13 protein-coding genes and 1 pseudogene are annotated in these 13,019 nt (G+C 54.9%); 4 read left to right on the top strand and 10 right to left on the bottom strand.

The window, feature by feature from the left end:
* Positions 1 to 11: 11 nt before the first annotated feature.
* The 8 genes from BFV64_RS18760 to rppH all read right to left on the bottom strand — a co-directional run bounded on the left by BFV64_RS18760 (position 12) and on the right by rppH (position 6,578).
* Positions 12 to 335, bottom strand: a complete 324-nt coding sequence (locus tag BFV64_RS18760; RefSeq protein WP_023331216.1) for a prepilin-type N-terminal cleavage/methylation domain-containing protein — start codon at positions 333 to 335, stop codon at positions 12 to 14.
* Positions 320 to 721, bottom strand: a complete 402-nt coding sequence (locus BFV64_RS18765) for a DUF2509 family protein (RefSeq protein ID WP_032629471.1) — start codon at positions 719 to 721, stop codon at positions 320 to 322. Before BFV64_RS18765 ends, BFV64_RS18760 begins: the two co-directional genes overlap by 16 nt.
* Positions 718 to 1,278, bottom strand: coding sequence for a prepilin peptidase-dependent protein (locus tag BFV64_RS18770; protein WP_069602345.1), 561 nt, complete (start codon positions 1,276 to 1,278; stop codon positions 718 to 720). Before BFV64_RS18770 ends, BFV64_RS18765 begins: the two co-directional genes overlap by 4 nt.
* On the bottom strand, positions 1,272 to 1,733 hold the full coding sequence (locus BFV64_RS18775) for a prepilin peptidase-dependent protein (RefSeq protein ID WP_045134120.1): 462 nt from the start codon (positions 1,731 to 1,733) through the stop codon (positions 1,272 to 1,274). Before BFV64_RS18775 ends, BFV64_RS18770 begins: the two co-directional genes overlap by 7 nt.
* Positions 1,734 to 1,917: 184 nt before the next feature.
* Positions 1,918 to 2,712, bottom strand: a complete 795-nt coding sequence (gene thyA, locus BFV64_RS18780; RefSeq protein WP_069602346.1) for a thymidylate synthase — start codon at positions 2,710 to 2,712, stop codon at positions 1,918 to 1,920.
* Between the two features lie 6 nt (positions 2,713 to 2,718).
* Positions 2,719 to 3,594: a prolipoprotein diacylglyceryl transferase gene (gene lgt / locus BFV64_RS18785; protein WP_014885082.1), complete on the bottom strand. Its 876-nt coding sequence runs from the start codon at positions 3,592 to 3,594 to the stop codon at positions 2,719 to 2,721.
* A 194-nt stretch (positions 3,595 to 3,788) separates the two neighbouring features.
* Positions 3,789 to 6,035: a phosphoenolpyruvate--protein phosphotransferase gene (gene ptsP / locus BFV64_RS18790; protein ID WP_014885083.1), complete on the bottom strand. Its 2,247-nt coding sequence runs from the start codon at positions 6,033 to 6,035 to the stop codon at positions 3,789 to 3,791.
* 12 nt (positions 6,036 to 6,047) lie between these two features.
* The gene (gene rppH / locus BFV64_RS18795) at positions 6,048 to 6,578 is read right to left on the bottom strand and encodes an RNA pyrophosphohydrolase (protein ID WP_013098553.1); all 531 of its coding nucleotides are present in this window, start codon (positions 6,576 to 6,578) and stop codon (positions 6,048 to 6,050) included.
* 463 nt (positions 6,579 to 7,041) lie between these two features.
* Between rppH and BFV64_RS25965 the strand changes: the two are divergent.
* The 4 genes and pseudogenes from BFV64_RS25965 to BFV64_RS18810 all read left to right on the top strand — a co-directional run.
* Positions 7,042 to 7,107 (top strand): annotated as a pseudogene (locus BFV64_RS25965) (hypothetical protein); the annotation flags it as partial.
* Positions 7,108 to 7,261: 154 nt separating this feature from the next.
* Positions 7,262 to 7,954, top strand: a complete 693-nt coding sequence (gene mutH / locus BFV64_RS18800; RefSeq protein WP_014885084.1) for a DNA mismatch repair endonuclease MutH — start codon at positions 7,262 to 7,264, stop codon at positions 7,952 to 7,954.
* A 128-nt stretch (positions 7,955 to 8,082) separates the two neighbouring features.
* The gene (locus BFV64_RS18805) at positions 8,083 to 8,301 is read left to right on the top strand and encodes a YgdI/YgdR family lipoprotein (RefSeq protein ID WP_014885085.1); all 219 of its coding nucleotides are present in this window, start codon (positions 8,083 to 8,085) and stop codon (positions 8,299 to 8,301) included.
* Positions 8,302 to 8,432: 131 nt separating this feature from the next.
* A complete protein-coding gene (locus BFV64_RS18810) occupies positions 8,433 to 9,473 on the top strand; it encodes an NADP(H)-dependent aldo-keto reductase (protein WP_023331221.1) in 1,041 nt (346 codons plus the stop codon).
* Positions 9,474 to 9,565: 92 nt separating this feature from the next.
* Here the strand turns inward: BFV64_RS18810 and lplT are convergent, their stop codons facing one another.
* Together lplT and aas are read right to left on the bottom strand one after the other, a co-directional pair.
* Positions 9,566 to 10,759, bottom strand: a complete 1,194-nt coding sequence (gene lplT / locus BFV64_RS18815) for a lysophospholipid transporter LplT (RefSeq protein WP_023331222.1) — start codon at positions 10,757 to 10,759, stop codon at positions 9,566 to 9,568.
* Positions 10,752 to 12,911: a bifunctional acyl-ACP--phospholipid O-acyltransferase/long-chain-fatty-acid--ACP ligase gene (gene aas / locus BFV64_RS18820; RefSeq protein ID WP_023331223.1), complete on the bottom strand. Its 2,160-nt coding sequence runs from the start codon at positions 12,909 to 12,911 to the stop codon at positions 10,752 to 10,754. The genes lplT and aas overlap by 8 nt, the downstream gene beginning before the upstream one ends.
* Between the last annotated feature and the right edge of the window lie 108 nt (positions 12,912 to 13,019).

Here is a 13,019-nt window from a genome sequence, read left to right on the forward strand (position 1 = left end):
GACGCTCCCGACTACTGGCTAACAGGGCAATGCAGACGCGTTATCTCACCGCGCCGCCCCAGAGGCGAAAAAAGTGTAACCGTGATGCTGACACATCCTGAGTGCGTTGTCTGCACCCGACTCACCTGCCAGCCTGCGGGCAGCGCAGTCGTTGAGAGCTGAGCCTGGTTCCAGGCATAATGCCAGAGCTGGCGGTACTGGTTAAACAGGGTAAACCGCGCCGCCAGTGCCCTGTGATAACCGGCCAGTGCGGTTACGATCATCACCAGCAGCATCATCGCCAGCAGAACCTCAACCATGCTAAATCCTTTCTCTTTGTTTACGGTAGCTGGCATAACGCGCGCTCCTTAAGGGGACAAAAATCACTCCAGCCGTGGGGTGAAAAGTGAATTTTACCGTCGATTATCTCTCCTGAGCGCCAGAGCAGCAGGTCATTGCCTCCGGCAATCAGCAGCACACTCGTCTCACTCAGCCGCCGTAAACACACTCGCCACGCTGATGCCTGTTTGCACTGCGCCAGAGGCTCCGATGACCAACGCTGAACGCGTCCCCACTCAAGCGCAGATTGCACCGCGGCCTGCTGCTGAAATGAACGGCTTTCTCCGCCAACGAGCGCACTAAACGTAGTGAGTTGCTGGTTGAGACCGGTGAGGATCAGGGTACCAAGCACCAGTAAAAGCAGAACCAGCGCCAGGGAAGACATACCACGTTGACGGTTCACAAGTTGTACCCCGTGACCGTATACACCGCCTGATAAGGCTTCCCCTGCTCGCCCTTGCGGATAGCGGCCAGTTCGATAGTGAACTCAGGCGCAAACCTGGCGTGTTCAACTTTTCTCACCATAAAGTGCGTGATCACCAGCCTGTCCGGATCCGTGAGCTTTTCCCATCCTTTGCCTTCACACGAGGTTGCACCACGCAGGGTTTCCAGTGCACCCGACTCCAGACGAAAACCGGTGCTGTCGTTTTCTGATGCACTGTTATCCCAGCTGCCGTTACTGTTGGCATCCCATCGCACAATGACACAGCTACCTTGCCTGCCCGTTAACAACCCTTGTCCCGGGCAGTTACCCGCACAGTAGCCTGCCCGCTGGAGCTGTTTGCCGAGGGAAAACAGTCTCTGCCAGACCTCCTCTTCCTGTTCTCGCTGGCCGGATTGCAGTAACACCGCTCGCTGCAAACCGGGTAAAAAGAGCGATGCGCCGATCAATAACAGGCTGCTGATGGCCGTAGCAATCAGAACTTCAGTAAGGGAAAATCCCTGCTGACGCTTCAACATTGTCCCCCCTGCGAGACCTGACACATCCTGATGCGCCCTCCATCTGAGACAATAATCAGCCACGCTCCTGCACGGCTTTGCACTCTTATCCGACCTGCCCATGCCGTATCCCTTAATCCATAGAACCCGAGTGACGGCGTTACCTCGCTGACCGCGACTTCTGGCCAGAGTGGAATCAGTGCAAAGGGGCTGCCCTGCTCACAGCCTTTTACGGCAGAACTCACCAGGCATGCCCTTTCCCCCACCTGCTGCAAGGTAATGCGGTGCTCGCGGTTGTACCGGTTGGCATGGTTGCGCAGAAACACCAGGTAGTCGCGCACCTGGCTGGCGGTTTGCCACAGCCGCTGCTGCCCCTGCCAACTGCTCCAGCCGTACAGGCCTGAGGCACTGAGAATGACGACCAGCGACACAGCCACCAGCGTTTCGATAAGCGTAAAACCGTTCTCTTTTTTCATACGGGGAGTGTGGCGATGCGCCGATAAAGTGGCGAGCAGCGAATTAACGTTTTACGAGGCGTTATCCAGGGGATTAAGCGAGTTGCAGCGCGTTGCACGCTTTCTGGATAACGCCTCGGGAAACGGGATAAAGACGAAAAAAAACCGGCGCTAAATAGCACCGGTTGTGTCACGCTTTACCGCATCAGATAGCGACGGGCGCTTTGATGCCAGGGTGCGGGTCGTAGCCCTCAATCTCAAAATCATCGAAGCGGTAGTCAAAGATTGACGCCGGTTTGCACTTGATGATGAGCTTCGGCAGCGCGCGCGGTTCGCGGGTCAGCTGGAGATGGGTCTGCTCCATATGGTTGCTGTAGAGATGGGTGTCCCCACCGGTCCAGACAAAATCCCCCACTTCCAGGTCACACTGCTGCGCCATCATATGGACTAACAGCGCATAGCTGGCAATGTTAAACGGCAGGCCGAGGAACACATCACAGGAACGCTGGTAGAGCTGGCAGGAGAGCTTTCCGTCAGCGACGTAGAACTGGAAGAACGCGTGGCACGGAGCCAGCGCCATTTTGTCCAGCTCGCCCACGTTCCAGGCGGAAACAATGATTCGGCGCGAGTCCGGATCGTTTTTCAGCTGGTTCATCACGGTGGTGATCTGGTCAATATGGCGGCCATCAGGCGTTGGCCATGCGCGCCACTGCTTGCCGTAAACCGGGCCCAGGTTGCCGTTTTCATCTGCCCATTCGTCCCAGATGGAGACGTTGTTTTCGTGCAGATACGCAACGTTGGTATCGCCTTGCAGGAACCAGAGTAGTTCATGAATGATCGAGCGCAGATGGCAGCGCTTAGTCGTCACCAGAGGGAAGCCTTCCTGTAAATTGAAGCGCATCTGGTGGCCAAAAATGGAGAGCGTACCGGTGCCGGTACGGTCGTTTTTCGGCGTGCCCTCATCGAGCACTTTTTTCATCAATTCAAGATACTGTTTCATGGTTCCTCAGGAAAGTTGTTGCTGTGGACGACGACGATACGCCCAAATCATCATAATGGCACCCGCGACAATCATCGGAATGGAGAGGATCTGCCCCATGCTGATGTACTGTACCCATTCACCGGTGAACTGTGCATCCGGCTGGCGGAAGAACTCAACAATGATGCGGAACGCGCCGTAGCCAATCAGGAACAGGCCGGAGACAGACCCCATCGGGCGCGGTTTGCGAATAAACAGGTTCAGGATGATGAACAGCACGACGCCTTCCAGCGCCAGCTCATAAAGCTGGGACATATGACGCGGCAGCACGCCGTAGGTATCGAAAATGGATTGCCACTCTGGATGCGACGGCAGCAACGCCATGTCTTCTGCACGCGAGCCGGGGAACAGCATGGTGAAAGAGACGCTCGGGTCAACACGCCCCCACAGCTCACCGTTGATAAAGTTGCCCAGACGGCCAGCCCCCAGCCCAAATGGGATCAGTGGTGCGATAAAATCTGATACCTGGAAGAAGTTGCGTTTGGTGCGTTTGGCAAAAATCACCATCACCAGGATCACCCCAATCAGGCCGCCGTGGAAGGACATGCCGCCGTCCCAGACGCGGAACAGGTAGAGGGGATCGTTCAGGAATACCGGGAGGTTATAGAACAGCACATACCCAATACGGCCACCGAGGAACACGCCGAGGAAGCCCGCGTACAGCAGGTTTTCCACTTCGTTTTTGGTCCAGCCGCTGCCAGGACGGCTGGCGCGACGACCAGCAAGCCACATGGCAAAAATGAAGCCCACCAGGTACATCAAACCGTACCAGTGAAGCGAAACAGGTCCTACTGAGAAAATGACCGGATCAAATTCCGGAAAATGCAGATAACCACTGTTCATCTGTCACCACAAGATGTTGTTATTCCGCTGAAAGTGGACAGCGGTAGAAATGCGATTCTGCCTTAAGCAGAGGCTCCAAAGTTGCGAATCATAGCATAAGGCGGGCGTGGAGGATGCGCCAGAGATGTAAAAGATGTGTATAGGGTTTTATCCGCACTGGTGCCCTCTCACCACAGGGAGAGGGAATAAGAGGATTAGCGGCCGCCGCGAATCAGGCCACCCATACCGCGTCGTTCCATAAACGCCGCCACCTGGTGCCGTACCTCCGCGGACAGCTGCGCTTCAAGACTGCGCTCAGCCAGCTCGCGAGCATCATTGATGTCGATATGTCGCAACAAATACTTCACGCGTGCGACGGCACGGCCGTTCATCGACAGGTGGCGATACCCCAGACCAATCAGGATCGCGACGCACATTGAATCCCCGGCCATTTCGCCGCACAGGCGTAAATCAATGCCGTACTGCTCCGCCTCACGGGCAATCATCGCTAACGCGCGAATGATCGCCGGATGCAGACTGTCGTAAATACTGGCGACGCGGGTGTTGTTACGATCGACGGCCAGAATATATTGCGTCAGGTCGTTCGTACCGACAGAGATAAAATCAACGCGGTTAGCCAGCTGCGGCAACATAAAGACCATCGACGGCACTTCGAGCATGACACCGATCCGTGGTTTAGGGATCGCATAGCCAATCATCTCTTCCACTTCCCGGCCAGCACGTTCGATCAGGCGCCGCGCTTCGTCGATCTCATCAATACTGGTCACCATCGGCAGTAAGATGCTGAGATTCCCCGTCGCCGCGTTGGCGCGCAGCATGGCGCGCACCTGGATCAGAAAGATCTCCGGCTGATCGAGCGTAATACGGATCCCGCGCCAGCCCAGGCATGGGTTCTCTTCGCTGATCGGCATATACGGCAGCTGTTTATCCGCCCCGACATCCAGGGTACGCAGGGTGACGGGCTTGTCGTTAAACATCTGCAACATGCCCTGATACTGCGCCACCTGCTCCTCTTCGGAGGGGAAACCACTTTGCAACATAAACGGGATTTCAGTGCGGTATAAACCGATGCCGTCGATGCGGCTGCCAAGCTTCTCCTCGTGTTCCGGGCTTAAGCCCGCGTTGAGCATGACTTTGATCCGCTCTCCGCTTTTGAGTTGCGCAGGCAGGTTAACGTCATCTTCCGCCAGCTTGCTTAATTCATTCTCTTCGCTGATGAGACGCTGATATTCCTGAAGCAGAACCGGCTCAGGATCGACCAGCAGTTCACCGCGGTAACCATCAACCACCAGCGTGCGTCGGTGCAGTACCGACGGCTGGATATCCGCCCCCATAACGGTAGGAATACCCAGCGCACGTACCATAATGGCGGCATGTGAGTTGGCGGCACCATCGCGCACCACGACGCCGGCCAGCCGGTCCTGAGGCAGTTCAGCCAGCGTGGTTGCCGAGAGTTCATCGGCAACCAGGACAAACCGTTTTGGCCAGGCATTTGGCCCTTGAATGGTGTCATCCAGATGGAACAGCAGACGTTGGCCCAGCGCGCGTAAATCTCCGGCGCGCTCCTTCAGATAACCGTCAGTTAATACTGCAAACTGTTCAGCAAACTTTTCGATAACCTTTTTAACGGCCCATTCTGCTACCGAACCTTTATCCACCTCGGCAAAAAGCTCACGACGCAAACGCGCGTCTGAGAGCAGGTGCGAATAGAGGTCAAAGATAGCCGCCGTCTCTTTTTGCGCACCCGCCGCAAAGCGTTTGCTGTAGCGACGAAATTCATTCGCCGCCTCTTCCAGGGCGGCGGTAAGACGCTCGCGCTCCAGCGCTTCATCAAGCGTGGAGGCTTCGTACACCTGCTCCATTAACGGCAGCGTGGCGTCCATCCAGCCTTCAGCAATCGCCACGCCTGGCGAGGCCGGAAGAGCACGGATACGCGTATGACGATACTGACCAAAAAGCGCAGCAAGCTGAGACTGTGAGAGGATCGCCGCCATCTGTGTGGCAAGCGTAACGAGGAATGACTCTTCGCTTTCATCGTACTGACGCAGCTCACGCTGCTGGACGACCAGAACGCCGAGCAGCTGACGACGCTGGATAATTGGCACACCAAGGAAAGCGCGGAAGCGCTCTTCTTTTACGGAAGGAATGTATTTAAAACTGGGGTGTTTTTGCGCATCGGCAAGGTTGATGGGTTCCGCCAGCCGTCCAACCAGACCGACAATCCCTTCATCGAATGCGAGCGTTACGGTTCGTCCCCGTGGTTTTTTCAAACCACGGGTCGCCATCAGGTAATAGCAGCGCCGATCGTGGTCGGCCAGATACACCGAACAGACCTCGGTCTCCATCGCAAGACAGATGTCAGTAACCAGAATATTCAACGCCTCGTTCAGACGCGGAGCACTGGCCACCTTCTCGACTATTTCTCGCAAGCGGGTGAGCATGATTTGCGTAGCTTAACCTCTTTTACGTCGCCAGGCAGGTGCGCTTTGCGGCTTAGGCGGGATCTCCTGAAGCTGCATAACCACACTTGCAAACTCTTTCATCACCCTACGGTAAACATCGCGTTTAAATGACACGACCTGACGAACAGGATACCAATAGCTTACCCAGCGCCAGCCATCGAACTCCGGCGTACTGCTGGTTTGCATATTGATGTCTGAATCGTTGCCCACCAACTGCAGAAGAAACCACTTCTGTTTCTGGCCGATACAAACCGGCTTTGTGTCCCAACGCACCAAACGTTTCGGTAACTTGTAACGCAACCAGTTGCGGGTCGAGGCCAGGATGCGAACATCTTTACGGCTTAAACCGACCTCTTCAAAAAGCTCCCGGTACATCGCTTGTTCTGGGGACTCTCCCGGATTAATCCCACCTTGCGGGAACTGCCAGGAGTGCTGACCATATCGCCTTGCCCACATGACCTGGCCCTGACGATTACAAATTACTATTCCTACGTTCGGGCGGTAGCCATCGTCATCAATCACCGGACTACCCCAATCTAAACCTTATATATGAATGATTGTTTCACACTACAGGGAGGCGGTAAACCACTCTCTTACAGGCCTGCAACCTAATAACATTTGAATAACTCACAAATAAGGGCAGAGTTATAAACAGAAGTGCAGCTGCGAAGGGAATTTTATTCACCTTTTCTGTGGATATAGTTGTGAAGAAGTGTCTGATTACCCATGAACAACCTGAATCACCGTCAGGCTCCCTTTTTTAATGAAATTATATAAGATTATTATTTTCATATAGTTAAGCATGAAACCATCAACAAAAAAGAGAATAGCGTGACGATCATCACATCAGGGATCATCGTGCTGATGAAAGATCGAACAGCGTCGGTTTTATCCACAGATTGTGCCAATAAGTTAAACACAATTTGTCTGAAATTTGGATTTTCGTCGCACGTCAAGGCTGTAAATTGAAACAGTAGTCAGGGTTATGCCCAGTTATCCCACTTTTCTGTGGATAACATGGTGTAAGATCCTGTTTATTGTCAGTGACAAGATTTGAACAACCCATTTTACGTTTCAGATCTGGTGCTAAATTTTCGATAAAAAAACCTATAAATCATAGACATGGAATATTGGTACAGAAAAAGTTAAACTCTATCCACAAGGGACAATTTCTTCGTTTATTTTTTAATCAAAAGGTTACCTTCATGCATCCGCTTACCCCCTTGCTCACACCGCCGTCAAGCGAGCGTCAGTTGCTGCAGCAGGCTCAGCGTCTGGCGGGTTTCTCGCTGGGCGAACTGGCGGCGATGGCAGGGCTTCCGATCCCGAAGGATCTGAAACGAGATAAAGGCTGGATCGGCATGCTGCTGGAACTGTGGCTGGGTGCCAGCGCCGGGAGCAAACCAGAGCAAGATTTTGCCGCCCTTGGCGTAGAGTTAAAAACCATTCCCATCGACAGCCAGGGCAAGCCTCTGGAGACCACGTTTGTCTGCGTTGCGCCTTTGACCGGTAATACCGGCGTGACGTGGGAGACCAGCCACGTGCGCCATAAGCTGAAGCGCGTGCTGTGGGTTCCGGTTGAAGGTGAACGTCAGATCCCACTGGCTGAGCGTCGCGTTGGCGCGCCGCTGCTCTGGAGCCCGGATGAAGAGGAAGAGCATCAGCTGCGTCTGGACTGGGAAGAGCTGATGGACATGATCGTGCTCGGGCAGGTGGAGCGCATCACCGCCCGACACGGAGAAGTGTTACAGCTGCGCCCAAAGGCGGCTAACAGCAAAGCGCTGACCGAGGCGATCGGCGCAATGGGCGAGCCGATACTGACGTTGCCGCGCGGTTTTTATCTCAAAAAGAATTTCACCGGCGCACTGCTTGCTCGTCATTTCTTACTAAAAACATAGTTTTTTACTTATTTTGCGAGCTAACAAACATAATCGCCTGGTTTTTAAGATTTTACTGCTTCTCCCTGTTTTCATAACGGGTTAATACTACACTATGATTTGATACGAGCCAGATGAGGACGATAACGATGAAAAAATGGGCGGTGTTAATTTCAGCAGTCGGGTTGGCGTTTGCTGTATCGGGCTGTAGCAGCGATTACGTTATGGCGACAAAAGATGGCCGGATGATCCTGACCGACGGCAAACCCGAAGTCGACGACGATACCGGTCTGGTCAGCTACCACGACCAGGCAGGCAATAAAATGCAGATCAATCGCGACGAAGTTTCGCAAATTATTGAGCGATAACAGTCAGAGGTCAGTAGCGTACTGGCCTTTTTGATTTTTTTCTTCCCCTTTTGCTTCCCCTCTGCCATGTTTATATTCCTTTGTCGGGAGGTTCCTGACGCGGTCTACATGTCTATTGAAGGAAGCCGGCTATGCATTATCACCGTATCCCCCACAGCGCTCTGGAGATAAGTCAACTGGGGTTGGGCACGATGACATTTGGTGAACAAAACAGCGAAGCCGATGCCCATGCACAACTCGATTATGCCGTCAGCCAGGGCATTAACCTGATTGATGTCGCAGAGATGTACCCTGTGCCGCCACGCCCTGAAACCCAGGGACTTACCGAAACCTACGTCGGTAACTGGCTGGCAAAACGCGGCAACCGTGAAAAGCTGGTTATCGCCTCGAAAGTCAGCGGCCCCTCGCGCAATAACGATGCCGGGATCCGCCCAAACCAAATCCTCGATCGCAAAAATATCCGCGCCGCGCTGGATGCCAGCCTGAAGCGCCTGCAAACCGACTATCTTGATCTGTACCAGGTCCACTGGCCACAGCGTCCAACCAACTGTTTCGGTAAGCTTGGCTACAGCTGGAATGAGAGCGCTCCCGCCGTTACGCTGCTGGAAACGCTGGAAGCGCTGACCGAATGCCAGCGCGCGGGGAAAATCCGCTACATTGGCGTGTCTAACGAAACGGCCTTTGGCGTGATGCGCTATCTGCACCTGGCGGATAAACACGATCTGCCGCGCATCGTCACCATTCAAAACCCCTACAGCATGCTTAACCGCAGCTACGAAGTTGGCCTGGCGGAAGTGACACAATATGAAGAGGTGGAACTGCTCGCCTATTCCTGCCTCGGTTTTGGCACGCTGACGGGGAAATACCTGAACGGCGCAAAACCGGCTGGGGCGCGTAATACCCTCTTTAGCCGCTTTACCCGCTACAGCGGCGAGCAGACACAGAAAGCCGTTGCGGCCTATGTGGATATCGCAAAGCGTCACGGTCTTGACCCCGCACAGATGGCGCTGGCCTTCGTGCGCCGTCAGCCGTTTGTGGCCAGTACTCTGCTGGGGGCTACCTCTCTGGAACAGCTGAAAACCAATATTGAGAGTTTCCATCTGGACCTGAGTGAAGAGGTATTAGCGGAGATTGAAGCGGTGCATCAGGTTTATACGTATCCTGCACCGTAATAAATGCAAAACGGCAACGCACGTTGCCGTTTTTAGTGTTCGCACCCTCTCCCGTGGGAGAGGGCCGGGGTGAGGGCATCAGACCGCATAAATCAACGGCGACGCTGCCAAAGCCACAATGCGGCAATCGCCAGCGCAAACAGCGCACCAAACCCGACGCCAATTCCCACCACTGGCACACCGACTTTCACCGCCAGCGAGTAGAGCCCCAGCATTAACAGCATCGCCAGGTTTTCACCCAGATTTTGCACCGCAATGGCATTTCCCGCCCCAACAGTCTGCTTGCCGCGCTCCTGCAGTAACGCGTTGAGCGGTACCACGAAGAAACCACCCAGAATACCAATCAGGATCAGTAGAGCATAAGCAGGCAATAACGCATGCTGTAGCGAGAAAAGGAGCACCGCGACGCCAATGAGGATCCCCGCAGGCATGCAGCGTGCCACCGTTTCGAGCGTCACCAGCTTCGCCGCCGCGCCCGCGCCAACAACAATGCCGATCGCCACCATCGCGTTAAGATAGGTCGGCGTCGCATTGTCGGTAATGCCCAGCGCCACCGGCACCCACAGCACCAGCAGGAAGCGCAGCGTGACGCCTGCGCCCCAGAACATACTAGTGCCCATCAGAGAGAAACGTGTTTCACCGTTACGCCAGAGCACGCGGCAGGCATTAAAGAAACTGCCGGTCATCGGTTTGAAGCGCCAGGATTGTCCCGGACGGGCTACCGGCAGCTTTGGAATGAACAGGTTAGCCACGACCGCACCGCCATACACCACCGCACAAACGCCCAGCGCCGCCAGGACATGCCAGTCGGCCAGTACACCGCCCGCGACGGAGCCGAGCAGGATAGCGGCGATAGTAGACGACTCCATCAGGCCGTTGGCTTTCACCAGCTTATCACCCGTGGTCAGCTCTCCGAGGATGCCATATTTCGCCGGTGAGTAGGCGGCAGCACCAATGCCCACCAGCGTGTAGCCAATAAACGGATTGAAACCAAAGCAAATGCTGGCGGCCCCCAGCAGCTTCAGACCGTTAGCAAACATCATCACCCGGCCTTTCGGGAAACTGTCCGCCACCTGCCCCACAAACGGCGCGAAGATAATGTAAGCGCCCACAAACACCATCTGCAGGATCGGCTGGCTCCAGTCAGGGTAAAACTCGGCCTTCAGCAGCGCCAGGGTGGCAAACAACAGCGCGTTATCGCCGAACGCAGAGAGAAACTGCGCAGCAATCACTGCCATCATGCCTTTTGACCTAAGCGATGTGTTAGTGTGCACTGACTCACGCATTTTGCTGTTCCGCCTCTTCAACCATGCCTTTCAGGGTCACAAAGTCAGGCTTACCGCTACCCAATACCGGAAGGTGTTTCAGGTAACGAATATCGCGCGGTACCGCCAGCTCGGGAATGCCATGCTCACGCGCATGGCTAAGTAACCTGTCGCGCTTCAGCTCACTGTCGGTGGTAAACAGGACCAGCGCCTCGCCTTTGCTGGCATCACTCTTCACCACCGTCGCGTGCATCTTATCCGCGGACACCGCCGTCGCCAGCTGTTCAACCATCTCCAGAGAGACCATTTCACCGGCGATTTTGGCGAAGCGTTTTGCACGCCCCTGAATCTGCACAAAGCCCTGCTCGTCGAAGCGAACGATATCACCGGTGTCGTACCAGCCGGTTTCAACCTCACCGTTCACGTTTTCCGCCGTTGGCGCTTCCAGCACGCCCGGGTTTTCCACGCGCAGGTAACCATTCATCACGTTTGGTCCTTTCAGCTGCAGGCGGCCACCGTCCTCAATGCCCGGTACCGCCAGCAGACGCGCATCCATTCCCGGCAGAATTCGGCCAACCGTACCCGGCTTCGCCGCCATCGGCACGTTGATGGAGACGACGGGTGCGCACTCCGTAACGCCATAGCCTTCAAGAATGCGCAGGCCAAACTTGTCCTGCCAGATCTGACGCGTGCTCTCCTGCAGTTTTTCCGCCCCCGCCACCACATAACGCACACGATAGAAATCATATGGATTAGCGAAACGCGCATAGTTACCCAGGAAGGTTGAGGTCCCAAACAGGACGGTGCAGTTACGGTCATACACCAGCTCCGGCACAATGCGGTAATGCAGCGGGCTGGGATAGAGGAACACTTCTGCGCCGGTCAGCAGCGGCGTAAACAGCCCCACCGTCAGACCAAAGGAGTGGAACAGCGGCAGCGCAGACATAAAACGGTCACTGGCGGTAAAGTCAGCAATGCTTTTGATCTGTTCAACGTTCGCGAGAATACTCTTGTGGCTGTGGACGACGCCTTTCGGGTTGCCTTCCGAACCGGAGGTAAAGAGGATAATCGCGTCATCTTCCGGCTGCTGTTTAACCTGTGCCAGATGGGGCATCAGCAGGTGAGCGAAAATCCACAGCTTGTCGCCCGTCGTCACGTCCGCCTTCAGATCTTCCAGGAAGACCCAGCGAACCTGAGTCAGCTGCTCCGGCAGATGCCACAGCTTGCCTTTATCCAGGAACTGGCGAGAGGTAAAAACGGTGTTGATTTGGGCCGCAGTGATGGCACTGGTCAGCCCTTTTACACCCGCCGTGTAGTTCATCATTGCCGGAATACGGCCGCGGGACACCGCACCAAAAATCACCGCTGCGCTGATGCCCGCGTTAGGCAGCATCAGGCCAATCTTTTCACCCTTCTTACTGTATTTTTCAAGAATGCGGCCCACAAACAGGGTCTTGGTCAGCAGTTTGCGATATGTGTCAGGCGTGAAATTGATGTCTTCAATACAGTTTTTCCTGGCACCATAGCGATACTGTGCCGAAAGCAGAGATTCATACAGCGTTTCGCGCGGACGAACGGCCATTCGCGCTTCCATCATAATCTGGTGCAGCATTTCTCCGGCAATTTTACGGCGATCGCGGGCACGCGGTGCATCGGGCATCGGTAACGACGTTGGCGGCAGAATATGCAGGGTAATTTTTGGGAACAGACGCTGCTTCACCAGCCCTTTCAGGCGGCTGAAGTGGCTCAGCTCTGCGCCTTCGATACGCAGTGGCACCACGGTCGCTTTTGACTTCGCCGCGACAAATCCCGCGCCGTCATAGATTTTCATTAGCGAGCCGGTCACTGAAATGCGCCCTTCCGGGAAAATGACCACCGGACGCCCCTGCTCAACCAGACGTACCAGATGTTTAATCATCATCGGTTTGGTGGGGTCGAGCGGCACGAAGTCAATCAGCGGCGTGAGCCAGCGCATATACCACTGCTGGCTGATGGAGGTATACACCGCAAACACCGGACGCACGGGCAAAAACAGCGCCAGCAGGATGCCATCGATAAAGGAAACATGATTTGGTGTGATGAGAACGCGTTCGCCGCGAAGCGCCTGGGCATCGCCAGTGACGCGGATGCGAAAAAGAATACGGAAAAGTGTACGGAAGAACCCAAATAGCATCTCAACTCCCTTTGCCAGACAGTGTGGAGGGTTGACAGTAAATGGTGGCAGATTACACGAGAAGTGGTATGGGAGCGACAGCAAAAGTGGGGGCAAAAAAAAACCTGC

The sequence above is a fragment of the Enterobacter kobei genome (assembly GCF_001729765.1).
In the GTDB taxonomy this organism is placed as follows: domain Bacteria; phylum Pseudomonadota; class Gammaproteobacteria; order Enterobacterales; family Enterobacteriaceae; genus Enterobacter; species Enterobacter kobei.